Source organism: Tropicimonas sp. IMCC34043, from assembly GCF_003390845.1.
Taxonomy (GTDB): domain Bacteria; phylum Pseudomonadota; class Alphaproteobacteria; order Rhodobacterales; family Rhodobacteraceae; genus Tropicimonas.
The window spans coordinates 125484-147760 of sequence record NZ_QMEK01000002.1 but is presented as its reverse complement, the minus strand read 5'-3'; the positions used below and the strand labels follow the sequence as shown (position 1 = coordinate 147760).

General features: G+C 66.0%; 22 protein-coding genes. 10 read left to right on the top strand and 12 right to left on the bottom strand.

Going from position 1 to position 22277, the window contains the following annotated elements; all coding sequences use genetic code 11:
• Window positions 1-5 precede the first annotated feature (5 nt).
• Window positions 6-2060, top strand: coding sequence for a DNA helicase RecQ (gene recQ / locus DQG17_RS10420; RefSeq protein WP_116132785.1), 2055 nt, complete (start codon window positions 6-8; stop codon window positions 2058-2060).
• A 73-nt stretch (window positions 2061-2133) separates the two neighbouring features.
• Window positions 2134-2922 carry a peroxide stress protein YaaA gene (yaaA, locus tag DQG17_RS10415; RefSeq protein WP_116132784.1) on the top strand — a complete coding sequence of 263 codons (789 nt, stop codon included), beginning with the start codon at window positions 2134-2136 and terminating at the stop codon, window positions 2920-2922.
• Between the two features lie 94 nt (window positions 2923-3016).
• Here yaaA and DQG17_RS10410 read toward each other — a convergent pair whose 3' ends face one another.
• The 3 genes from DQG17_RS10410 to DQG17_RS10400 all read right to left on the bottom strand — a co-directional run bounded on the left by DQG17_RS10410 (window position 3017) and on the right by DQG17_RS10400 (window position 6801).
• The gene (locus tag DQG17_RS10410) at window positions 3017-5302 is read right to left on the bottom strand and encodes a response regulator (protein ID WP_116132783.1); all 2286 of its coding nucleotides are present in this window, start codon (window positions 5300-5302) and stop codon (window positions 3017-3019) included.
• 106 nt (window positions 5303-5408) lie between these two features.
• On the bottom strand, window positions 5409-6266 hold the full coding sequence (locus tag DQG17_RS10405; RefSeq protein WP_116132782.1) for an SDR family oxidoreductase: 858 nt from the start codon (window positions 6264-6266) through the stop codon (window positions 5409-5411).
• Between the two features lie 103 nt (window positions 6267-6369).
• Window positions 6370-6801, bottom strand: a complete 432-nt coding sequence (locus DQG17_RS10400) for a DUF1810 domain-containing protein (RefSeq protein ID WP_116132781.1) — start codon at window positions 6799-6801, stop codon at window positions 6370-6372.
• 148 nt (window positions 6802-6949) lie between these two features.
• Between DQG17_RS10400 and DQG17_RS10395 the strand changes: the two genes are divergently transcribed.
• From DQG17_RS10395 to DQG17_RS10370, 6 genes are all read left to right on the top strand, one after another.
• Window positions 6950-7771 carry a shikimate 5-dehydrogenase gene (locus tag DQG17_RS10395; RefSeq protein WP_116132780.1) on the top strand — a complete coding sequence of 274 codons (822 nt, stop codon included), beginning with the start codon at window positions 6950-6952 and terminating at the stop codon, window positions 7769-7771.
• Window positions 7772-7888: 117 nt separating this feature from the next.
• Window positions 7889-9694, top strand: coding sequence for an adenine deaminase (gene ade, locus DQG17_RS10390; RefSeq protein WP_116132779.1), 1806 nt, complete (start codon window positions 7889-7891; stop codon window positions 9692-9694).
• A gap of 11 nt (window positions 9695-9705) precedes the next feature.
• Entirely contained in the window at window positions 9706-11172 is a 1467-nt protein-coding gene (locus DQG17_RS10385; protein WP_198666100.1) for an AMP nucleosidase, read from the top strand.
• 131 nt (window positions 11173-11303) lie between these two features.
• On the top strand, window positions 11304-11594 hold the full coding sequence (locus DQG17_RS10380; RefSeq protein WP_116132777.1) for an HU family DNA-binding protein: 291 nt from the start codon (window positions 11304-11306) through the stop codon (window positions 11592-11594).
• Between the two features lie 72 nt (window positions 11595-11666).
• Entirely contained in the window at window positions 11667-12122 is a 456-nt protein-coding gene (locus DQG17_RS10375) for a GNAT family N-acetyltransferase (RefSeq protein WP_116132776.1), read from the top strand.
• Window positions 12123-12190: 68 nt separating this feature from the next.
• On the top strand, window positions 12191-13066 hold the full coding sequence (locus DQG17_RS10370; protein WP_116132775.1) for a DMT family transporter: 876 nt from the start codon (window positions 12191-12193) through the stop codon (window positions 13064-13066).
• A 9-nt stretch (window positions 13067-13075) separates the two neighbouring features.
• Here the strand turns inward: DQG17_RS10370 and DQG17_RS10365 are convergent, their stop codons facing one another.
• The 7 genes from DQG17_RS10365 to petA all read right to left on the bottom strand — a co-directional run bounded on the left by DQG17_RS10365 (window position 13076) and on the right by petA (window position 19388).
• Window positions 13076-13678 carry a glutathione S-transferase family protein gene (locus DQG17_RS10365; RefSeq protein WP_116133154.1) on the bottom strand — a complete coding sequence of 201 codons (603 nt, stop codon included), beginning with the start codon at window positions 13676-13678 and terminating at the stop codon, window positions 13076-13078.
• A gap of 101 nt (window positions 13679-13779) precedes the next feature.
• Entirely contained in the window at window positions 13780-14883 is a 1104-nt protein-coding gene (gene aroC / locus DQG17_RS10360) for a chorismate synthase (RefSeq protein ID WP_116132774.1), read from the bottom strand.
• Window positions 14884-14960: 77 nt separating this feature from the next.
• Entirely contained in the window at window positions 14961-15611 is a 651-nt protein-coding gene (locus DQG17_RS10355; RefSeq protein ID WP_116132773.1) for a GDSL-type esterase/lipase family protein, read from the bottom strand.
• 90 nt (window positions 15612-15701) lie between these two features.
• A complete protein-coding gene (locus DQG17_RS10350) occupies window positions 15702-16448 on the bottom strand; it encodes a hypothetical protein (RefSeq protein ID WP_116132772.1) in 747 nt (248 codons plus the stop codon).
• Window positions 16449-16637: 189 nt separating this feature from the next.
• Complete coding sequence (locus tag DQG17_RS10345) at window positions 16638-17429, bottom strand: cytochrome c1 (RefSeq protein WP_116132771.1); 792 nt, start codon at window positions 17427-17429, stop codon at window positions 16638-16640.
• A gap of 18 nt (window positions 17430-17447) precedes the next feature.
• Entirely contained in the window at window positions 17448-18800 is a 1353-nt protein-coding gene (locus tag DQG17_RS10340; RefSeq protein WP_116132770.1) for a cytochrome b N-terminal domain-containing protein, read from the bottom strand.
• 12 nt (window positions 18801-18812) lie between these two features.
• Entirely contained in the window at window positions 18813-19388 is a 576-nt protein-coding gene (petA, locus tag DQG17_RS10335) for a ubiquinol-cytochrome c reductase iron-sulfur subunit (RefSeq protein WP_116132769.1), read from the bottom strand.
• Between the two features lie 307 nt (window positions 19389-19695).
• On the opposite strand from petA, the gene DQG17_RS10330 reads away from it, so the two are divergent.
• On the top strand, window positions 19696-20346 hold the full coding sequence (locus DQG17_RS10330; RefSeq protein WP_116132768.1) for an outer membrane protein: 651 nt from the start codon (window positions 19696-19698) through the stop codon (window positions 20344-20346).
• 149 nt (window positions 20347-20495) lie between these two features.
• On the top strand, window positions 20496-20708 hold the full coding sequence (locus tag DQG17_RS10325) for a hypothetical protein (protein WP_116132767.1): 213 nt from the start codon (window positions 20496-20498) through the stop codon (window positions 20706-20708).
• Window positions 20709-20883: 175 nt separating this feature from the next.
• On the opposite strand, the gene DQG17_RS10320 is transcribed toward DQG17_RS10325, so the two are convergent.
• Together DQG17_RS10320 and DQG17_RS10315 are read right to left on the bottom strand one after the other, a co-directional pair.
• Window positions 20884-21486, bottom strand: a complete 603-nt coding sequence (locus tag DQG17_RS10320) for a glutathione S-transferase (protein WP_116132766.1) — start codon at window positions 21484-21486, stop codon at window positions 20884-20886.
• A gap of 82 nt (window positions 21487-21568) precedes the next feature.
• A complete protein-coding gene (locus DQG17_RS10315; protein ID WP_157973578.1) occupies window positions 21569-22111 on the bottom strand; it encodes a hypothetical protein in 543 nt (180 codons plus the stop codon).
• Window positions 22112-22277 lie beyond the last annotated feature (166 nt).

Here is a 22277-nt window from a genome sequence, read left to right as displayed (position 1 = left end):
CCGGCATGGCCGCAGCCTCTCCCGACGCGCTTCTGCGCTCTGTATTCGGATTCGAATCGTTCCGCCCGGGGCAGGCCGAGATCGTTTCGGCGGTCGAGGCGGGCGAGAACGTTCTGGCGATCATGCCCACGGGCGGCGGCAAGTCGCTGTGTTTCCAGCTGCCGGCGCTGTGCCGGGACGGCGTGACTGTGGTGATCTCGCCCTTGATCGCGCTGATGCGGGATCAGGTGCGCAGCCTCGGCGCGGCGGGGGTCGCCGCGGGCGCGTTGACCTCGGGCAACACCGGCGAGGAGACCGAGGCGGTGCATCAGGCACTGGCCGCAGGGCAGTTGAAGCTGCTCTACATGGCGCCGGAGCGGCTGGCGGCCGCCGGCATCACCGGGTGGTTGCGGCGCGCCGGCGTGTCGATGATTGCGGTCGACGAGGCGCATTGCGTCAGCCAGTGGGGGCACGATTTCCGCCCCGATTATCTGCGGATCGGCCAACTGCGCCGCGAACTCGATGTTCCGCTGGCGGCGTTTACCGCCACCGCCGATGAAGAGACGCGCGAGGAAATCGTCACGCGGCTGTTCGACGGTCTGGCGCCGCGGGTGTTCCTGCATGGCTTCGACCGGCCGAACCTGCACCTTGCCTTTGCCGCCAAGGCCCAGCCGCGGCGCCAGATCCTCGATTTCGCGGCCGCCCGGCGCGGGCTGTCGGGCATCGTCTATTGCGGCACCCGGGCCAAGACCGAGACCTTGTCGCAGGCCCTGAGGGAGGCCGGGCATTCGGCCTGTCACTATCATGGCGGCATGGAGGCCGGGGCGCGCCGGGCGGTCGAGGAACGGTTCCAGACCGAGGACGGTCTGATCGTCGTGGCCACCGTCGCCTTCGGCATGGGGGTCGACAAGCCCGATATCCGCTGGGTCGCCCATGCCGATCTGCCGAAATCGATCGAGTCCTATTATCAGGAGATCGGGCGCGCCGGCCGCGACGGGGCGCCGGCCGAGACGCTGACCCTTTACGGGCCAGACGACATCCGTCTGCGCCGGTCCCAGATCGACGAGGGCGCCGCCCCGACCGAGCGCAAAGCGGCCGACCACGTGCGGTTGAACGCGCTGCTGGGACTGGCCGAGGCGCTGACATGCCGGCGGCAGGCGTTGCTGGGGTATTTCGGCGAGCAGCGCCCCGAGCCTTGCGGCTATTGTGATCTTTGCGAACGGCCGCCCGAGACGTTTGACGGCACGATGGCGGTGCGAAAGGCGCTTTCGGCAATCCTGCGCACTGGCGAGAGCTTTGGCACCGGGCATCTGATCGATATCCTGCTTGGTGCGGATACCGACAAGATCCGCGCCCGCGGCCACGACAAGCTGCCGACCTATGGTGTCGGGCGCGAATACGACCGCACGCAATGGCAGGCGATCTTCCGTCAGATGATGGGCCACGATCTGGTGCGGCCGGACCCCGAGCGCCATGGCGGGCTGCGCATGACCGACGCGGCCCGGCCGATCCTGCGCGACGAGGCGGGGATCGTTCTGCGCCGGGACAGTCTGGCCCGGGTCGCGGCGCGGCCTGCGGTGCGGATGCAGGTGGCCGAGGAGGACGCGCCGTTGCTGTCGGCGCTGAAGGCGAAGCGGCGGGCGCTGGCCGAGGCGGCGGGTGTGCCGGCCTATGTGATCTTCGCCGACCGGACGCTGATCGAGATGGCCGAGCGGCGGCCCGGAACGCTCGACGAGATGGCGGGCGTCAACGGGGTCGGGGCGACCAAGCTCGAACGTTTTGGCGCGACGTTCCTGGAGGTCATCACCGGCGAGGTGCAGATGTTGCACCCGGCGCGGCGGCGGCTTGCGGCGAACGGCGGCGGCGAGGTTTTCGACCGGCTGCAGGCGGTGCAAAGCGGGTTGATCCGCGGTGCGGACGGGGCCGGGCGGTATCTGAGCTGCGCCCCCTCGACCCTGCGCCACATCGCCGAACGCAGGCCCGGTTCGCTCGATGCGCTGGCGCGGATCCCCGGCATGGAGGCGCAGAAGATCGAACGTTTCGGCGCGGCCTTCCTGCAGGTGCTGGCCGAGGCGTCGTGATGGCAAGTTCGGGTCTGGACCCCGCGGCCCGGCCGCCTATGGTCGGCCGCGAAGGCAGGACAGGAGGCCCACCATGCTCGTCGTGATCTCTCCGGCAAAGCGGCTCGACTGGTCCGAGGTTCCGGACCTGACGACGACCCGGCCGGCGTTTCTGGCCGAGGCCAATCGACTGGCCGATGTGGCGCGGCGGCTGTCGGCGGCCGATCTGGCGGCATTGATGGGGCTGAGCCCGCAATTGGCGATGCTGAACCGCGACCGGTTTGCGGCGTTCTCCGATGACCCGGCCCCCGAGGCGACGCGCCCAGCGGCGTTTGGCTTTGCCGGCGATACCTATGCCGGGTTCGAAGCGCGATCGCTCGATCCCGACGAGATCGAATGGGCGCAGAGCCATTTGCGGATCCTTTCGGGGCTTTACGGGTTGCTGCGGCCATGCGATGCGATCCAGCCCTATCGGCTTGAGATGGGCACCCGGCTGGCCAACCCGCGTGGCGCGACGCTTTATGCCTGGTGGGGCGATCTTCTGGCGCGCGCGCTGACTGCCACCGCGGCGGACCTGGGATGCGAGGTTCTGGTCAATTGTGCCAGCCAGGAATATTTCGCGGCCGTTCCGGTGGCCACGCTGGGGATCCGCGTCGTCACACCGGTGTTTCTGGAGGATCGCCCCGGCGGGCCGAAGATCGTGAGCTTCTTTGCCAAGAAGGCGCGGGGTGCGATGGCCCGCTTCGTGGTGCAGAACCGGCTGACCGATCCCGCCGCGCTGCGAGATTTCGCAACCGGCGGCTATGGCTTTTGCGCCGATCTGACCGAGGTCGAGGATCGCCCGGTGTTCCTGCGCCGGGCGGTGGCGCAGGACGCGGCCTGAAAGCGGCCCGCGCGAGGATCGCAGGCGACCGGGCGCCGCGTCGACCGCCCTGCGGCGATCGGGCGAGCGATGCCACCCGGTTCCGGCGCGCCACTTACTCGGCAGAGATCGCCGTCCCGGGCAGCGGCGGGCGACAATCTTCGGGGCGGTGGTCGATGATCAGCTGCTGCAGTGGCCCCTTCTTCAGCGGTTTGGTCAGATAATGGTCGAGCCCGGCGGCGAGGATGTCCTCGCGGTCGCCGCTGAGCGCGTGGGCGGTCAGCGCGACAATCGGCACCCGCTGCCCCGGGCTTTCCAGCGCCCGGATCGCATTGGTCGCCTCCTTGCCATCCATTTCCGGCATCGAGATGTCCATGAAGATCATGTCGGGGTGGAAATTGCGGAAAAGCTCGACCGCCTCGCGCCCGTTGCTGGCAAAGGCAAGGTCGATGTCGAGCGATTTCACCATCTTGCGCAGCACGAACTGGTTGGTCCGGTTGTCCTCGGCCGCCAATACGCGCATCGGGCGCGGCGCGGTTCGGGGGGGCTGCCCGGACGCGACCCGGGCGGCCGGAACCTGTTTGCGGCGGGAGGCGAAACGGATCGGCCCGTCGTCTGCGGCCGGCGCGTCGATGTCGGGGCCGGGTGCCCGGACCGGGGACAGGGCATCAAGCGTGCGAAACAGCTCGCTGCGCCGGATCGGGCGGGTCAGTGTGGCGTCGACCGCCTGGCGCACCTCGGACGAGGCGGCGATATGGGCGTCGGTGCAAAGCAGGACGGTCGCGGTGTCGAGACCGGCCTTGCGCAGCGCAATGGCCAGATCGGCGCCTTCGGTGTCGGGCAGGTGTTCGTTGATCAGCACGATCTGCGGCATGGGTCCGTCGTGGACGGCATCGAGCGCCTGCATGCCCGAAGCAACGCAGCGCACGGCGAGGCCGAGCTGACGCAGCTGCTTGGACAGGATGTCCTGGTCGAGATCGCCGCCCCCCACCATCATGGCCCGGAGACCGCCGCCAGCGAGGCTGGCCGGGATCGGCGGGTGGCCTTCGGCCGCAGGCAGCGACACGAGAAAGCCGAAGCAGGCGCCGTTGCCGGGTTCGGATTCAAGCCAGATCTGGCCGTCCATCAGGTCGACAAGCTCGCGCGTGATGGCGAGCCCAAGCCCGGTGCCCTCGAAGGTGCGGTTCCGCTCCTGTTCGACCTGGGCAAAGGAATCGAATATGTGGGCCTGCATGTCCGGGTCGATGCCGATGCCGGTATCCTCGACCGTGACATGCATCTGCCAGATCCCCGGCGTGTCCTCGATCCCGACGACGCGGACCAGCACATGGCCCTCAAGCGTGAACTTCACCGCGTTGCCGACCAGATTGGTCAACACCTGGCGGATCCGGCCCGGATCGCCGACAAGCTTGGTCGGCAGGAAGACATCATAATCCACATGCAGGTCGAGCGACTTTTCGCGGGCCATCGGCGCGACCAGCGTCAGCACCTCGTGCAACATCAGCTCCAGATCGAAAGGATCGGGGCGGAGCGTCAGTTTCTCGGCCTCGAGCTTCGAGAAGTCGAGCACGTCGTTGATGATCCCGAGGAGGGTTTCGCCCGAATTCCGGATGGTCTGAAGGTAGAGCCGCTGTTCCTCGTCGAGGTCGCCTTCGAGCAGCAGATCGGCCATCGCAACCACGCCGTTCATCGGTGTGCGCAGCTCGTGGCTCATATTGGCCAGGAAGGTCGATTTCGCCCGGTTGGCGGCCTCGGCGCGCGAACGCGCCTCGTAGAGTTCCTCCTCGCGCGCCTTGAGCGCGGTTATGTCCTGCGCAAGGCACACCATGTCGCCGTCGCGCGAGCGCCGGTCGAGCAGGCGGAAGTGGCGCCGATTCCACAGTGTGATCGTGCCGGGCGCGATTTCGGGCTGGTCCCAGCGGTCGAGCATTTCGGCGATCCAGGTGCCGAGCGGGGTGTCGCCGATATCGATTATCCCCTCCTCGGCGCCGAAACGCAGCACGTCGAGATAGGAAATGCCGGGCTGGATCACCTCGGAGTAGTCAAACAGCGACAGCCAGGCGGAGTTGGCGGCAAGCAGCCTGTCCTGCTGATCGAATACGGCGAAGCCGTCGGTCACCGCCTCGACCGAATCCCACAACCGGCGTTCGACGATCTCGACCTTTTTTTCGGCCCGGGCGAGTTCCGCCTCGGTCTTCTCGTTGCGGTCCTTCAGCGCCTCGGCCTCGCTGCGCACGACCCGCACGACCTCGCGCTGTTCGACGATCTGGTCCGACAGCTTGATCGCGTGCTGCGACAGCTTTCGGTTGGCCTCGAACAACTCGCGGCTTTTCAGGTCCAGCAGGCGTTCGGCCGCCAGGCGGGCGCGACGTTCGGAGGCCAGTTTATCCGTCAGGCTCATGAAGAGGCAACTCCACGCAGTCGGCCCGCAGGGGGCGGCCGTCGGCAGCATCATGGACCAACTGCAATGAACCGAGTCTTAAGCGCCGTGACGTTTCCGTGCCGTATCAGTCTTCTGCCAGCAACGCGGCCAGCCCCTCGCGATAGCCGGGATAGGCGAGCGTCACCCCGAGCTCGCCCTTGATGCGGTCGTTTCGCACCCGTTTGCTTTCGGCATAGAAACTGCGCGCCATTGGCGTCATCTCGGCGTCACCGAAGGCGACGGCGGGCGGAACCGGCAGGCCGAGCAGGCGCGCGGCATGGGCGATCACGTCCTCCGGCGGGGCCGGGTCGTCGTCGCAAACGTTATAGATAGCGCCCGGATCGGGCCGTACGATCGAGGCGGCCAGCACGCGGGCAATATCCTCGACATGGATGCGCGAGAACACCTGACCGGGTTTGACGATCCGTCGGGCCGTGCCGTCCCGCACCTTGGCAAAGGGTCCGCGACCCGGGCCATAGATCCCTGCAAGGCGGAAGATGTGCAGCGGCAGGCCGGTCTCGGCTGCCAACGCCTGCCACTGGCCCTCGGCCAGAACCCGCTGTTGGCCGCGGCGGGTGGTGGGGGTCAGCGGCGTCGTCTCGTCGACCCAGGCACCCTGATGGTCGCCATAGACCCCGGTGGTCGAGAGATAGCCGATCCATTCGGGCCGGGCGAGACGCAGCGCGTCGGCAATGTCGGGCAGGAACGGGTCGCCCCCCGAATCGGGCGCGGCAGAGGCGAGAATATGGGTTGCTTCGGCGATCACGCCTGTAAGGTCGGTGCCGGGCCAGACCAGTGCCTCGATCCCCTGTTCGCGCAGGCGGTCAGCCCCGCCGGCCGTCCGGGTCGTGCCAATGATGCGCCAACCGCCCTGATCGAGCAGCAGGCGGGCAAGGGCGCGGGCGCTGTAGCCGTGGCCAAGGGTCAGAAGGGTACGGGTCATGTCTCGACCTTTCCAGCCGGGATCGGGCCGGGGTTGCCTGGCTGTGCCTCGCCCGCCCCTCGGGCCGGGTAGTGCGCGGTGTCGCGTCTCGATTGCCCGCGCATCACACCCGGTTCTCCAGCATCGCCAGTGTCCGGGCGCAGCGGTCGCCGTCAAAGAAGGCCTCCAGCACCGCGGCGAAGGGGCGGGGATCGGTCGCCACCGCTTCGAACAGCGTCGCGCAGGACTGCAGCTTGGCGGCATCGACGTCGCCAAGGATCCGCTCGGGCGGGATCGCACGGTGTGTCATCAGCCGCTCCATCGCATCGACTAGCCGTGGCCCGAGCTGCGGGTGGCGCAGATAGCGCCGCGCCTCGTCGGCATCGGCCAGACCGAAATACTGCGCGCGGTGTGAATATCCCAGCCCGCGCAGCTGCGGATAGACAAACCACATCCAGTGGCCGTGCTTCAGCCCGGCGTCGATCTCCTCCATCGCCTCGGCCCAGATCTCCTGCTGTGCCTCGACGAAGCGTTCCAGGTCTGTCTCGTCGAACATGGTTCCCTCCGGCGCAGTGCCGTCACAAGGTGATAGCGCATTCTGCACGGCGGGTGAAACCGCCACCCGACGGGCGCCGTCTTGTCGCCTCCACAGGCCCCGGCGTTCGCGCTAGCACCCCTGCACACCGACAGACGGAGGCCCCACGATGACCCGGATCACCAAAGACACCCGGCTTTGCATGTCGCTTTCGGCGCGGCCGGGCAATCACGGCACGCGGTTCCACAATTTCCTCTACGAGGAACTCGGCCTGAACTATGTCTACAAGGCGTTTTCGACCACCGACCTGCCGGCGGCCATCGGCGGCATCCGGGCGCTGGGGATCCGCGGCTGCGCGATCTCGATGCCGTTCAAGGAGGCCTGCATTCCGCTGGTGGACGAACTGATGCCGTCCGCCGCCGCAATCCAGTCGGTCAACACCATCGTCAACGATGACGGCGTGCTGCGGGCCTATAACACCGACTACACCGCAGTCGAGACGCTGATCGCCCAATACCGGCTGAACCCCGACATGCGGCTTGTCCTGCGGGGCAGTGGCGGCATGGCGAAGGCGGTTGCCAGCGCGTTTCGCGATGCCGGGTTCAGGAATGGCACGATTGTCGCCCGCAACGCCGTGGCCGGCCCCGAACTGGCACGGATCAGCGGCTTTGACTGGCGCGCCGAGGCTGGGGGGCTCGACGCGGATCTTCTGGTCAATGTCACCCCGATCGGCATGGCGGGCGGGGAGGACGCCGATGCGCTTGCTTTCACCGAGGCAGCGGTGGACCGGGCCGAGGCGGTCTTCGATGTGGTGGCGCTGCCGCCCGAGACGCCGCTGGTTCGGATGGCTCGGGCAAAGGGCAAGGTGGTGATCGCGGGCGACGAGGTGATCGCGTTGCAGGCCGTCGCGCAGTTCGAGCTTTATACCGGCGTACGCCCGACCGACGACCAGTTCCGGCGCGCCCGGGAATTTGCCGCGCAGCCTGCCTGACCCCGGGGGGCGGGCGCGACTGTCGCGCGGCTGTCACAGGTCGCGGCGCATATCGCTGTCCAGACCGGCCTTGGCGCAGCCGCTTGCATCGGCCGGGAAATAGGGAAAACATGGGCCATGAAAACACAGACGATTGAAAGCTGGTCCAAGGCCGCCCCCCGCCTGATCGCCGTTGCCGCCGGGCGCGCGCCCGCAGATATGGTGATCCGCGGCGGCATCTGGGTCAATGTCCACAGCCGCGAGTTGCTGGAAGGCCACGACATCGCGATTGCCGCGGGGCGCATTGCCTATGTCGGCCCCGATGCCAGCCACTGCATCGGCCCCGAAACCGAGATCATCGAGGCCGAGGGCAAATACATGGTGCCCGGGCTGTGCGACGGACACATGCACATCGAATCCGGGATGCTGATCCCGGCCGAATTTGCCCGCGCGGTGATCCCGCACGGCACCACCACCATGTTCACCGACCCGCACGAGATCGCGAATGTGCTGGGGCTGGCGGGCGTGCGGCTGATGCATGACGAGGCGCAGATGCAGCCCGTCAACATCTTCACCCAGATGCCGTCCTGTGCGCCCTCGGCGCCGGGGCTGGAAACGACCGGGTTCGAGATCGGCCCCGAGGACGTCGCCGAGGCGATGACCTGGCCCGGGATCATCGGACTGGGCGAGATGATGAACTTTCCCGGCGTGATCGCGGGCGACGCCAAGCTGCTGGCCGAGATGGCGGCGACGCAGGCCGCCGGCAAGGTGATCGGCGGGCATTATGCCTCGCCCGATCTTGGCGCACCGTTCCATGCCTATGCCGCCGGCGGCCCCGCCGACGATCACGAAGGCACCTGCGAGGCCGACGCGATTGCCCGGGTGCGGCAGGGGATGCGGTCGATGCTGCGGCTCGGCTCGGCCTGGTACGACGTCGAACGCCAGATTACCGCGATCACCGAAAAGGGGCTCGATCCCCGCAACTTCATCCTGTGCACAGACGACTGCCATTCCGGCACGCTGATCAACGACGGGCACATGAACCGGGTGGTGCGCCACGCCATCGCCTGCGGTTGCGATCCGCTGGTGGCATTGCAGATGGCGACGATCAACACCGCCACCCATTTCGGGCTGGAACGCGAACTGGGCTCGATCGCACCGGGCCGGCGGGCCGACGTGATCCTGACGTCCGATCTGCGCGACCTGCCGATCGAGGTGGTGATCGCCCGCGGCAAGGTTGCGGCAAGGGACGGGCAGATTCTGGTCGACTGCCCGCACCTCGACTGGCCCGAGGCGGCACGGCAATCGGTCCATCTGGGCAGGACGCTGGCGGCACGGGATTTCGAGATCCCGGCGCCGCAGGGTGCCAACCACGTCCGTGCCAAGGTGATCGGCGTCGTTGAAAACCAAGCGCCGACCAAGGCGCTGTCGGCCGACCTGCCGGTGTCCGAGGGGCTCGTTGAGGCAACGGGCGAGATCTGCCAGATCGCGCTGGTCGAACGCCACCGCGGCACCGGCGCGGTCACGAACGCCTTTGTCCAGGGCTTTGGCTATACCGGCAACATGGCCATGGCCTCGACCGTGGCGCATGACAGCCACCACATGATTGTCGTCGGCACTTCGCGCGCGGACATGGCGCTGGCCGCCAACCGGCTGGCCGAGGTCGGCGGCGGCGTGACGCTGTGGCGCGACGGGCAGGAGTTGGCGCTGGTCGAGCTGCCGATTGCCGGGCTGATGTCGGACGATCTGGCCCAGACCGTCGCCGCCAAGGCCCAGGCGCTGGGGGTTGCGATGCAGGATTGCGGTTGCAGCCTCAACAACGCCTATATGCAGCATTCGCTGCTGGCGTTGGTGGTGATCCCCGAGCTTCGGATCTCGGACAAGGGGCTGGTGGACGTAAGGACCTTTGAAGTCGTCGATCTGATTGAAGAGGTGCTGGAATGAACGTCCCCGGGATGACCCCGATCCTGTCCCCGGACGTGCCGCCGCACGAGGAGTTCCGCAATGCCGAGGCGGCGGTCGAACGCCTGATCTCGCTCTATTCCCAGGCGACGACCTTCCTTGCCGCCCGATTTTCGGAAGCGATCGCCGAAGGCCAGCCGCCGCATCGCTGCCGCGCCTATTACCCCGAGGTCCGGCTGGTCACAACCACCTTCGCCCCGGTCGATTCACGCCTTGCCTTCGGCCATGTCGTCGAACCGGGGGTCTATTCCACCACCATTACCCGGCCGACGCTGTTCCGGAACTACCTGATCCAGCAAATCGGCCTGTTGATCGAGACCCACGGCCAGCCGATCCTGATCGGCCCGTCGGAAACCCCGATCCCAGTGCATTTCGCGGTCGGCAACGACGCTGGCCTGTCCGTGCCGCGCGAAGGCGCACTGCGGTTCCAGCTTCGCGACATCTTCGACGTGCCGGACCTGTCGACCACCCATGACGACATCGTCAACGGCTTTGGCTTCAAGCATGACGATGGATCAAGCCCGCTTGCACCCTTCACCGCCCAGCGGGTGGATTATTCGCTGGCGCGGCTCAGCCACTATACGGCGACCGACCCGGTGCATTTCCAGAACCACGTCCTGTTCACCAATTATCAGTTCTACGTCTCGGAATTCGAGGCCTATGCCCGGCAGGTGCTGGACGATCCGTCAAGCGGCTATACTGCCTTCGTCGGGCCGGGAAACAACGAGATCACCTCTGGCAGCGATCCGCTCGATCCGTCGCCGAAGATGCCGCAGATGCCGACCTATCACCTGAAACGTGCGGGCGGCGCGGGCATCACCCTGGTCAACATCGGCATCGGCCCTTCGAACGCCAAGACCGCGACCGACCATATTGCGGTGCTGCGCCCCCATGCCTGGCTGATGGTCGGGCATTGCGCCGGGCTGCGTAACAGTCAGGCCCTGGGCGACTTCGTGTTGGCCCACGCCTATCTGCGCGAAGACAAGGTGCTCGATGACGATCTGCCGGTCTGGGTGCCGATCCCGGCGCTGGCCGAAATCCAGATCGCGCTGGAACAGGCCGTGGCCGAGGTGACCGAGCTGCGCGGCTATGAGCTGAAGCGGATCATGCGCACCGGCACGGTGGCGACGGTCGACAACCGCAACTGGGAGCTGCGCGACCAGTCCGGTCCGGTACAGCGGCTGAGCCAGTCGCGGGCGATCGCGCTCGACATGGAAAGCGCCACGATTGCAGCCAACGGTTTTCGGTTCCGGGTGCCCTATGGCACGCTTCTGTGCGTCTCGGACAAGCCGCTTCATGGCGAGCTGAAGCTGCCGGGCATGGCCAGCGAGTTCTATACGACCCAGGTTGCGCGGCATCTTCTGATCGGGGTCAGGGCGATGGAACTGCTGCGCGGCATGCCGCTGGAGCGCCTGCATTCCCGGAAACTTCGCAGTTTTGAGGAAACAGCCTTCCTCTGAGGCCAAAAAAGCACGTGATTCCCCTTGTTTTACTGCCCGCCAGCCCACAAAAAGTTGTGAGTTGATCCCATATAACGTAGAATCAACAAAATAAGCCCCAACAGAAAGGGGCAAGAACGAGGAGACCATACATGGCCGCAAAACCGATGACCAAGACGCAACTCGTTGCCGCAATTGCCGAGGCAATGGAAGCCGACAAGAAGGTTGCCACAGCAGCGCTTGATGCCGTCACCGACATCATCACCAAGGAAGTCGCCGGCGGCGGTGCCGTTACCCTGCCGGGCGTTGGCAAGATCTATTGCCGCGAACGTCCCGCACGCGAAGTCCGCAATCCGGCAACCGGCGAGATGCTGCAGAAGGACGCGGACAAGGTCGTCAAGATGACCTTTGCCAAGGCCCTCAAGGATTCGGTCAACGCCTGAACTTCCGAGTTCCTAACATTCCAGGGGTCGCCGTCGGGCGGCTCCTTTTTCATTGGCGGTGGCAGGCGGGCGATGGCCGAGACCAGATTGCGACCGGCGGGCGCCGGAGATCTTGACGCGATAAATGCGCTGATTGCGGCGGCCTTTGCCCCCTATGTGCCGCGCATCGGACGCAAGCCCGCACCGATGGTCGAGGACTACGCGGCGCTGACCGCGGCGGGCCTCGTTCAGGTGCTTGTCCGCGGCCCGGCGGTCGAGGGGATCCTGGTGCTGATCGACCAGGACGACCACCTATTGCTCGACGTTCTGGCCGTGGCGCCCGAGGCGCAGGGGCAGGGGATCGGCCGGCGCCTGATCGCCGAGGCCGAACGGCAGGCCCGCCATCGCGGCCATGACATTCTGCGGCTTCTGACCAACGAGGCGATGGTCGAGCCGCTCGCGCTCTATCGCCGGGTTGGCTTTGTCGAAACCCATCGCTCGACCGAGAGCGGCTTTCGCCGGGTCTATCTGGAGAAGCGACTTGCCTGACGTATCCGTCCGCCTTCACAAGGCGGTGCTGCCGCGCTAGGCGGGGTCAAAGCGGTAGGGAGCGTCAGATGGATCTGCGGGCAATCGGTATGGGGCTGGCCTTTGCCCTGATGTGGTCCTCTGCCTTCAGTTCGGCGCGCATTATCGTCGCCCACGCCCCGCCGCTGGGGATCTCGGCGGTCCGGTTCCTGACCGCCGGGCTGATCGCCATCGGGCTTGCCCGCGCTCTGGGGCAAAGCTGGCGTGTCACCACCGGTCAGGCACGGATGATCCTGATCTTCGGGGTCTGCCAGAACGCGCTCTATCTCGGGCTGTTCTTTGTGGCGATGCAGACGATCGACGCCTCGCTTGCCGCGATCATCGCCTCGACCATGCCGTTGATGGTGGCGCTGGCCGGGTGGCTGTTTCTGGGCGACCGCCTGCCGCCACTCGGCATCGCGGGGCTGGTGGCGGGCTTTGCCGGGGCCGGGCTGATCATGGGCTCGCGGCTTTCGGGCGGCGCGATCGATCCGGTCGCACTTGTCCAGTGCGCCATCGGAGTGCTGGCCCTGACCTTCGCCACGCTGACGCTGCGCGGGGCATCTTCGGGCGGCAATGTGCTGATGGTCGTGGGCCTGCAGATGCTGGTCGGCGCCGCGACGCTGGCGCCGGTCTCGGTACTGACCGAGACCTGGGCGATCAGCTGGAGCTGGCCCTTTGTCGCCGCCTTTGCCTACGCCGTGCTCGTTCCGGGACTGGTCGCGACACTGGTCTGGTTCCTGCTGGTGCGGCGGATCGGGGCGGTGCGCGCCGCCACGTTCCACTTCCTCAACCCGTTCTTTGGCGTCGGCGTTGCCGCCGTTCTGCTGGGCGAGCACATCGGACCCTGGGATCTGGTCGGCGTTGGTGTGATCATGGCGGGCATCCTCGCCGTGCAGCTGTCGCGCATGCCCGCCGCCCGTTAGGCCCCGGGCCTAGGCCATCGCCGCCTCACGCTCGGCCGTCCGTCGCGCTGCCGGCCGATCCGTAACGCGGGCGACCCAATCGCGCACAGCGTCGTTGTCGGGCGTCATCTGCGGCAACCAGCCAAAGGTCGAGCCGATCAGAAGGTCGGCCGCCGAGAAGGTGTCGCCCAGCAGATAGGGCCGGGTCTCGAGCGTCGAGACCAGCCGCGCGGCCATCTCGTCATAGCCGCGGAAGGTGCGGAAAAGCCCCGGATGGTCGATCCCGAGGAAGCGGAAATGCACCACCGGCTCCAGCACGTCGCCGTACCAGGCAAGCCAGGAAAGATAGCCGCCGCGCCCCTTTTGTCCGGGCAGCGGGCCAAGCCCGGCCTCCGGGAACATGTCCGTGAGATAGAGAAAGATCGCGGCGCTCTCCCAGACCATCTCGCCGTCGTGGACAAGGGTCGGCACCTTGCCCTCGGGGTGGGGATTGCGCGGGTCGGGCTCGCCCGATCCATCCTGCCGGGCAATCGCGACGGTTTCGACCGTGACCCGGTCGAGCACGCCGAGTTCGTCGAGAAGCTGATAGGCCCGCGTCGCGCGGGACCGTGGCGAGTGATAGAGTGTGAGCATGGCGACCTCCTGTGTCGCCGCCAGCATAGTTGATCCCGCGCCGTGCCCAATGGGTCGCCGCACGGGGCTGCTGACAGCGTTCTGTCAGGAGACCTTCGGTTTCAGCCGATTCTGCCGCGCGGGCCGTCGCCGATCTGGCCCCGATGCAGCAGGTAGTGGTCCAGAAGCACGCAGGCCATCATCGCCTCGCCGACCGGCACGGCGCGGATGCCGACGCAGGGGTCGTGGCGGCCCTTGGTGACGATGGTGGTATCCTCGCCCGAGCGGGTGATGGTTTTCCGCGGGGTCAGGATCGAGGACGTCGGTTTGACGCTGAACCGGACGACAACTTCCTGGCCGGTCGAGATCCCGCCAAGGATGCCGCCTGCGTGGTTCGACGAGAACACCGGGCCATCGGGCCCCATGGTGATCTCGTCGGCATTGGCCTCGCCGGTCAGGCGGGCTGCGGCCATGCCCTCGCCGATCTCGACCCCCTTCACGGCGTTGATCGACATCATCGCCGCCGCCAGATCGGTGTCGAGCTTGCCATAGATCGGTGCGCCAAGGCCGGCGGGCAGGCCGGTGGCGCTCAGCTCGATCATGCCGCCGACCGAGCTGCCGTCCTTGCGGATCGCATCGAGATAGGTGGCCCAGTCCTCGGCCGCAGTGGCATCGGGCACCCAGAACGGGTTGTTTTCGACCTCGGTCAGGTCGAACCGGCTGCGGTCGATCACCCGTTCCCCCATCTGCACCATATAGCCCGTGATCCGCAGATCGGGCAGCAGGGCCGACAGGGCGGCGCGCGCCACACCGCCCGCCGCCACCCGCGCCGCGGTTTCGCGCGCCGAGGACCGGCCGCCGCCGCGGTAGTCGCGAATGCCGTATTTCTGCCAATAGGTGATGTCGGCGTGGCCGGGGCGGAATTTCTCGGCGATGTCGCCGTAGTCCTTCGACCGCTGGTCGGTGTTGCGGATCATCAGCTGGATCGGAGTGCCGGTCGAAACACCCGCGAACACGCCCGAAAGGATCTCGACCTCGTCGGCCTCGCGGCGCTGGGTGGTAAAGCGGCTGGTGCCGGGTTTGCGCCGGTCGAGCCAGTGCTGGATCTCTGCCGCCTCGATCGGCACGCCCGGCGGACAGCCGTCGATCGTGGCGCCAAGTGCAGGCCCATGGCTTTCGCCCCAGGTGGTGACGCGGAACAGATGACCGAAGGTGTTGAGGCTCATGGGCGCGGGCTCCTTTGCTCGCCCGGTTTAGTGGCGGGGGGGCGGCGGCTCAAGACCCGCATTGCCGGCGCGGTCGTTCAGGTCAGCAGGCGGGTCGCCTCCTCTGCTACCGCCTCGCCAAGCACGCGGTTGTTGGCCTCGTCAAAGTGCACGCCATCGACGCCGCCGGTGACAAGCAACTGGCCCGCGTCGACAAGGTCGATGCCGCGTCCCTCGGCAAAGGCCGCGAGCGCGGCGGACAGCGCGCCGATCCTGTCGTTCGCCCCGGCAAAGATCCGGTCGATCCAGCCATCGGCGTCGGGGCAGATCGGCGGCGGGCAGACCAGCAGGACCTGCGGCGGCGCGGCACCTGCGGCGTCGGGCCCGGTAAAGGACTGGATGGTGCGCACCATTCCGGCCAGGGACACCGCGATATCGAGGCCAGAGCGGCGGAACACTGCCTTGGTGTCGTTGGTGCCGAGCATCAGAACGACAAGGTCGATGGGCGTATGGGTGCGAAGCGCGACCGGCAGGAAGGCCGCGCCGTTGCGATAGGGCGCTTCGGGGTCCTCGAGGTCGGTCGTGCGGCCTGAAAGCCCCTCCTCGACCACGACGGCAAAATCCCTGACCCGGTCGGCCAGTACGCCGGTCCAGCGGGCGCCGGGTGCAAACCGGGTCGGCGGGGCACCGTCGGAATGCGCCCGATAGCCCCAGGTCAGCGAGTCGCCATAGCACATGATGCGTTTCATGGGTCGATCCTAGGATGCTGCCCGCCGCGACGGAAGCCCTTCCGCGGCCTGTGCGCGTGAACGGTTTGGCCGCCGATCTGGCGGTGACGGTCAGTAATTGACCAGCCCCGTCACCACCGAACGCTGCAGCGAGAAAGTCGGACGATCGGCAAGGCCGCCGAACTGTCGGGTCAGCCCGACCGAGACCTGCAGGTCGGTCTCGCCCTCGGCATCGAGCCGGATCTGGCCGAAGCTACCGGTCAGCCGGGTCATGCCGTCGTATCCCAGAGGATATTCGACGCCGATGCCATAATCGTAATAGTCGCGATCGGTCTGGCCCGACTGGTTGATCGTGTCCTTGTAGCCGTAAAGCGTGCCATAGATGTCGCCGGCGAAGGTATAACCGAGCTGCAGGCCCTTCGATGTGATGTATCCGTCATCGACCCCGTCGCCCCAAGTGTTGCCGTAATAGATCTGGGCCTCAAGGCCCGCGTCGCCCTTCCAGGCAAGCTCGCCGCCGAAGGCCGAGGCAGGGTCGTGGTCGGAGGCCCAGCCCTGGGCATAGAGCCCGGCGGCAAGGCCGAAGTCGAAATAGACATAGGGGTTCACGTCGAGCCAGACGCTGTTCTCGCGCTCCTGCGATGTGCCGAGGTGTTGCGCGCCGATACTGCCCTGAAATCCGAAATGGTCGGTATAATGCAGATCGGTGGTGCCGAAGACGCTGAAACTGGTCTGGGGCTGACCGTCGAAGTCGATATAGCCAAGTTCGCCGCCGACCTCGCGGTTGACGAGGTCCTGAGCTGTGGCGGGCAGAGCGGACAGAAGGGCGAGGCCGGTGGCGACGAGCAGTCTTGGCATGGTGAGGGTCCGGTCGTGTTGGGCGCCGTTCCACAGCGGGAAGGGGCAATTTCCTGTCATTATACTATATCTTGCCTGACGTCGGCAACTGCGGGGGACGGCGGGCCCGATCCACCAAATCCATGGCGGCAACAAGAAAGGCGCCCCGAAGGGCGCCTTTCGATCCTTTGGCCGTTCGCCGCGGGTGCCTCAGGCGTCCTTGACGGCCTTCTTGACCGGCATCCACAGACGCTTGTTGGTGGCATACAGCAGCACGGTCAGGATGGTCAGGAAGAAGACCGCGACGAGGCCTGCCTGCTTGCGCGCCATCATGTGCGGTTCGGCCGCCCACATCAGGAAGGCTGCGACGTCCTCGGCCTCGCTTTCGACCGTGTTCGAATGGCCGTCGGCGAACTCGACGTCCTCGCCGTAAAGCGGCGGCGCCATCTTGATCCAGCCGGTCGAGAAGACCGGGTTCTCGTAGAAGATGCTGCCGGCCTCTTCCTTGTCCTCGCCGGTAAAGCCGGTGAGCAGCGAGACGATGTATTCCGGGCCGCCCATACCGCGGAACAACTGGTTCAGGCCGGTTCCATAGGGTCCATGGAACCCGGCACGGGCCTTGGCCATCAGGCTGAGGTCCGGCGCGCCGGCCGAGGTATTGGCCGGGAAGTGGTCGGTCGGGATCGCCGGGCGATAGTCGTCCAGCTCGGGGTCGAAGGTCTCGAAGTTGTCGGCCGCATAGGCGCGGACCTGATCTTCGGGAAGGCCGACCCCGCCGGGATCGGACAGCGAGCGCAGAGGCACGTATTGCAGGCCGTGGCAGGCAGCGCAGACCTGCGTATAGACCTGCAGGCCGCGTTGCAGCTGCATCTGGTCGTAGGTCCCGAAGGGCCCCTCGAAGGAGAAGGACACGTCGTGGACGTGCCCGCCCTCGGCGGCAAGGGCCGCCGTGCCGCCGAGCGAAAGGGCGGCAACGGCGGAAAGAAGGATCTTCTTCATCATGTCGAACCGTTCCTTTCGTTATTCGGCCGGCGTGGCGACGGACCCGCCGCCGGCAGCGTCGGATTTCGGCTTGCCGTAGTGGGCCTTGAAGTCGGCCTCGATGGTCTCGGGTTGCGCCTCGGGCTTCTCGAGCACGCCCAGAAGCGGCAGGATGACCAGGAAGAAGGCGAACCAGTAGGCCGCGCCGAACAGCGAGATGTAGGGATAGATCCCCTCGGCCGGCATCGCGCCCACCCAGGTCAGCACCACGAAGTCGACGCAGTAGATCGCAAACCACCAGCGGAAGGCCGGACGATAGCGGCCGGACCGGATGCGCGAGGTGTCAAGCCACGGCACCAGCGCCCAGACGATGATCGCGCCGAACATCGCGATCACGCCGAAGAACTTGGCGTCGATCAGGCCGAAGCTGATCCAGTGGACCAGTTGCACGACCCAGACGTCGCTCGTGAACGCGCGCAGGATCGCGTAGAACGGCAGGAAGTACCATTCCGGCACGATGTGCGCCGGCGTCGAGAGCGGGTTTGCCTCGATATAGTTGTCGGGGTGGCCGAGGAAGTTCGGCATGAAGCCCACGACGGCGAAGAACACCACCAGGATCAGCGCAAGCGCATAGAAGTCCTTGATGACGAAATAGGGCCAGAACGGCAGTGTGTCCTTCTTGGCTTCTTCCTTCGATCCGCGGCGCACCTCGACCCCGGTGGGGTTGTTGTTGCCGGTGGTGTGGAAGGCCCAGATGTGCACGATCGTCAGGCCCGCGATCACGAAGGGCAGCAGATAGTGCAGCGAGAAGAAGCGGTTCAGCGTCGGGTTGCCGACCGCCGGTCCGCCCAGCAGCCAGGTCTGCAGCGAATCGCCGATGAAGGGGATCGCGCCGAACAGCCCGGTGATCACCGTGGCGCCCCAGAACGACATCTGCCCCCAGGGCAGAACGTAGCCCATGAACGCAGTGCCCATCATGCACAGATAGATCAGGATGCCGATGATCCAGGTGATCTCGCGCGGGGTCTTGTAGGAGCCATAGTAGAGGCCGCGGAAGATGTGCAGATAGACGGCGAGGAAGAACAGCGAGGCGCCGTTCATGTGCAGATAGCGCAGGAAGAACCCGCCGTTCACGTTGCGCATGATGTGTTCGATCGAGGCGAAGGCCAGGTCGACATGCGGCGTGTAGTGCATCGCCAGGATAATGCCGGTGACGATCTGCAAGACAAGGCAGAAGGCCAGGATGATGCCCCAGATCCACATCCAGTTCAGGTTCTTGGGTGTGGGAATCACCATCGTGTTGTAAAGGAGGTTGATGATGGGGAGCCGTCGCTCGACCCATTTCTCGGCCCCGGTTGTTGGCTCGTAGTGGTCGTGGGGAATCCCAGCCATTCGCTTTCTCCGTTATCCGAGCTTGACGGTGGTGTCGTCGAGGAACGCTGCGATCGGGATCGGCAGGTTCTCGGGTGCGGGACCCTTGCGGATCCGTCCGGCGACGTCGTAGTGCGAGCCATGGCACGGGCAGAACCAGCCACCCTCACCGCCGGCCGTGAAGTCGCCGGCATTGCCGAGCGGCACGCAGCCGAGGTGGGTGCAGACACCCATCTGGATCAGCCACTCGCCCGCCTCGTCGAGGGTGCGGTTCTGGTCGGTGGCCGGTGCGGCGGCGTCAATGTTCGCGTTTCGCGCGACTTGGTCGACCAGGACCGCAAGATCCGTCTCGCGGCCCAGCTGGATCTCGGCTTCGGTGCGGCGGCGCAGGAAGACAGGCTTGCCCCGCCATTTGACGGTCAGCTGCTGGCCGACCTCGATCGCGCTGACGTCGACCTGGATCGAGCTGAGCGCCTGGACGTCAGCCGAAGGGTTCATCTGGTTGATCAAGGGCCACACGGCGGCACCGGTCGCCACGGCAGCTACGCCGCCGGTCGCATAGTAGAGGAAGTCGCGACGGGTACCGCCGTGGTCTTCTGCTTGGGACACGAGGATTCTCCCTTTCCTGGCAAGGCGTCGGTCACACAGAATCCGGGCGACGCCGCAGCGCCGCAGGACCTCAATGCTAATTAGAGGGCAGGCAACGGTCCGTCCAGCGCCCAATCCGGCCCATCTGCGGCGGGTCGTCGCAAAAACCCTGAAAAGGGACCGGATTTCGGAGGAAAAATATATATTCGTGAATGTGAAGCGTTCCCGCCGCAACACTTGGCGCCATTCGAGTGCACCACCGTGCGCTTTGCTGGCGCTCTGGCAGAAACCTGATAGTCCCGGGACAGCAGAACGAAGGAGTGCAACCATGCCTCGTTTTTTCCCCGCTCTGATTGCCTGCACCGCGCTCGCCCTGCCCGCCGCCGCAGCCGACCTGGAGCTGAGCTTCTACACCGGCTATCAGGGCGCAGCCGACAGCCGTGTTAAGGGTAATGACGGCGATCAGGACTTCAACTTCACGGCCGACTGGGACGGCAAGTCCTGGGCGATGCCGCCCTACTACGGCCTTCGGGCGATGTGGTGGCAAGACCGGGTCGGCTACGGCGTCGAATTCAACCACGCAAAGGTCTATGCCACCGATTCCACGAAGTCGGACAACGACTTCGACACGCTCGAAATGACCGACGGGCTGAACCTGATCACCTTCAACGTCTTCTATCGCTGGAACGGATTGTGGGGTGGTGGCAAGCTGACACCCTATGTCGGCGGCGGCGCGGGCTTTGCCATGCCCCATGTCGAGGTTACCCGCGGCGACAGCACCACATCGGAATACCAGATCACCGGTCCTGCCGTGATTGCGGTGGCGGGCCTGTCCTGGGCGTTCGCCGAGAAATGGGCGGTGTTCGGTGAATACAAGGGCAGCTACTCGTCCAACACCGCCGATCTGGACAACGGTGGCGAGTTGAAGACCGATATTGTCACAAACGCCTTCAACGTCGGTCTGAGCTATACCTTCTGATCGCGGCAACGGATCACGGGAAGCGGGCGCCGCTCGCTTTCCCTTGCGTTGTTTTCCCTTCCAGAGGCAGTCCCCGGTCGTCAGCGCGCATCGTCTTGTGCGCTGAACCGTGATAATGTGGCCCCGGAGTTTTTACCAGGGAGGCGGAAATGGCCAAAACATTGACAGGCAAGTACGGGTCGTCTGAGGCTGCGCGCAACGCGCACGAGGATCTGATCGACATCGGCTTTCCAAGCGAGAAGGTCTATCTCGATCGCGACAAGGCGGAAGTGAAGGTGATTACCTCGATGGACGGCGAACGCGAGGTGCGCGAGGTGCTGGGACGTCACCAGCCCTCGGAAATAACCGAACACAGCCTCTAGCAGCGCGCGCAACGGCTGCGAAGGCACCGGGGCGATGCGCCTTGGTGCCTAACGCGATGAGCCCCGCCTTTGCCTGGCCCGCTGGCTGGGCTGTCGGGCCGCAACAACCTGCGTTTTCGGCCACAGACCATCCGCGGCGGCGCTGACCGCCGCGGAGCTTCGTGACGTTCCGATGTCACTCGGGGCGGGTCGCCTGCATGGACGGGCGAGCGGCAAATCCGGCGTCCCAGGCGGCGAGGTCTTTGCGTCCCTCACGCCAGTTGCGATCGTCGACCCGGAAGTCGAGATAGCCCAATGCGCAGCCGACCGCGATCTGGCTCATGTCGAGCGGCCCCGCGAGATGGCTGATCCAGCGGCCTTCGAGAGCATCGAGCGCCCGGGTAATCTTGGCCCACTGGCTCTCGACCCAGGTGTCATAGACGAGGTCCGCGGGCCGCAGGCGTGATTCGTAGACCATCAGCACCGCGGCCTCCATGATCCCGTCGGCCAGCGCCTCGAGCGTCAGCACCTCCCACACCCGCGCGGCGGGATAGAGCCCTGCGCCGGCCCGGTCATCGAGATAGCGGCAGATCACCCGGCTGTCGAACAGCGCCGGGCCGTCGTCGCGTATCAGGGTCGGGATCTTGCCAAGCGGGTTCTGGCTGACCGTCAGGGTATTTGGGGCAAGTGGCGTGCCCGAGGCCGGGACCAGCGTCACGTGGTCAAGCTGGCCGGTCTCGTGCAGGACGACCATGACCTTGCGCACGAAGGGCGAGGTCGGGGAATGGAAAAGTTGCATTGCGTCTCCGGAGATCTGGTTCGATCACCGCCAACTTCGCGCGGCCGGAGGGCAAAGGAAAGCCCTGCCGCACGATGGTTGCTCAGGCAGGGCGCCGGCGCATGGCGACACCGGCCACAACAAGCAGACCGCCGAGGGCACTGGGAAGCGCGCCTGGCAGCGGGATCGCCGTAGCCAGGTATCCGAGCTGAAATTCAGCGACATCGCCGGTCAGGTTCTGGTTCCCGGCGACCTCGACGCGGAAGTTGACCAGACCGCCGGGCAGGTCGCCTTCGAAGATATGATAAAAATAGCCCGCAGGCAGAAGCTCCGTCCACGCCGTCGGCGTGTCGTCTATGAAAAGATCGAATTCACCGCCGAAGGAAAACACCTCGAACTTTGGCAGGTTGGCGCCCGCCGGGATCACGTTCAGGGTGAAGTTCGCAATCTCGGTTCCGTCTGCGACATCCTCGAGCGGCACGCTCCAAGTATAGTCGGTCGAGGAATCGAACGGAAACTCGGTGCCGTAGGGTGGCGGCCCCGGAAGCCTGGCCCACATGTCGTCTATGATCGCTGCGGCCGGCAGCGGTGCGAGCGCAAGGACAGATAAAACGGCCAATGCGGCGGCGCGTGGGACAGAAGTCATTATGGTCTTTCCCTCAGATCTATTCAAATGAGAATGCATTAGCTGAAATTCTGCGGCGGCACGAGCGAAAATACTGGCACAAGAGGATGGCCGAGAGCCAATCCGGCAGGATCGCTGGCGTCTCCTGAAAAGGCGCCCCGGCGACGCAGGGCGCCCGATCCGCGGG

Coding starts and splice junctions, on each gene's coding strand:
- recQ (WP_116132785.1), top strand. CDS start 6: ATGGCCGCAGCCTCTCCCGACGCGCTTCTGCGCTCTGTATTCGGATTC.
- yaaA (WP_116132784.1), top strand. CDS start 2,134: ATGCTCGTCGTGATCTCTCCGGCAAAGCGGCTCGACTGGTCCGAGGTT.
- DQG17_RS10410 (WP_116132783.1), bottom strand. CDS start 5,302: ATGAGCCTGACGGATAAACTGGCCTCCGAACGTCGCGCCCGCCTGGCG.
- DQG17_RS10405 (WP_116132782.1), bottom strand. CDS start 6,266: ATGACCCGTACCCTTCTGACCCTTGGCCACGGCTACAGCGCCCGCGCC.
- DQG17_RS10400 (WP_116132781.1), bottom strand. CDS start 6,801: ATGTTCGACGAGACAGACCTGGAACGCTTCGTCGAGGCACAGCAGGAG.
- DQG17_RS10395 (WP_116132780.1), top strand. CDS start 6,950: ATGACCCGGATCACCAAAGACACCCGGCTTTGCATGTCGCTTTCGGCG.
- ade (WP_116132779.1), top strand. CDS start 7,889: ATGAAAACACAGACGATTGAAAGCTGGTCCAAGGCCGCCCCCCGCCTG.
- DQG17_RS10385 (WP_198666100.1), top strand. CDS start 9,706: ATGACCCCGATCCTGTCCCCGGACGTGCCGCCGCACGAGGAGTTCCGC.
- DQG17_RS10380 (WP_116132777.1), top strand. CDS start 11,304: ATGGCCGCAAAACCGATGACCAAGACGCAACTCGTTGCCGCAATTGCC.
- DQG17_RS10375 (WP_116132776.1), top strand. CDS start 11,667: ATGGCCGAGACCAGATTGCGACCGGCGGGCGCCGGAGATCTTGACGCG.
- DQG17_RS10370 (WP_116132775.1), top strand. CDS start 12,191: ATGGATCTGCGGGCAATCGGTATGGGGCTGGCCTTTGCCCTGATGTGG.
- DQG17_RS10365 (WP_116133154.1), bottom strand. CDS start 13,678: ATGCTCACACTCTATCACTCGCCACGGTCCCGCGCGACGCGGGCCTAT.
- aroC (WP_116132774.1), bottom strand. CDS start 14,883: ATGAGCCTCAACACCTTCGGTCATCTGTTCCGCGTCACCACCTGGGGC.
- DQG17_RS10355 (WP_116132773.1), bottom strand. CDS start 15,611: ATGAAACGCATCATGTGCTATGGCGACTCGCTGACCTGGGGCTATCGG.
- DQG17_RS10350 (WP_116132772.1), bottom strand. CDS start 16,448: ATGCCAAGACTGCTCGTCGCCACCGGCCTCGCCCTTCTGTCCGCTCTG.
- DQG17_RS10345 (WP_116132771.1), bottom strand. CDS start 17,429: ATGATGAAGAAGATCCTTCTTTCCGCCGTTGCCGCCCTTTCGCTCGGC.
- DQG17_RS10340 (WP_116132770.1), bottom strand. CDS start 18,800: ATGGCTGGGATTCCCCACGACCACTACGAGCCAACAACCGGGGCCGAG.
- DQG17_RS10330 (WP_116132768.1), top strand. CDS start 19,696: ATGCCTCGTTTTTTCCCCGCTCTGATTGCCTGCACCGCGCTCGCCCTG.
- DQG17_RS10325 (WP_116132767.1), top strand. CDS start 20,496: ATGGCCAAAACATTGACAGGCAAGTACGGGTCGTCTGAGGCTGCGCGC.
- DQG17_RS10320 (WP_116132766.1), bottom strand. CDS start 21,486: ATGCAACTTTTCCATTCCCCGACCTCGCCCTTCGTGCGCAAGGTCATG.
- DQG17_RS10315 (WP_157973578.1), bottom strand. CDS start 22,111: ATGACTTCTGTCCCACGCGCCGCCGCATTGGCCGTTTTATCTGTCCTT.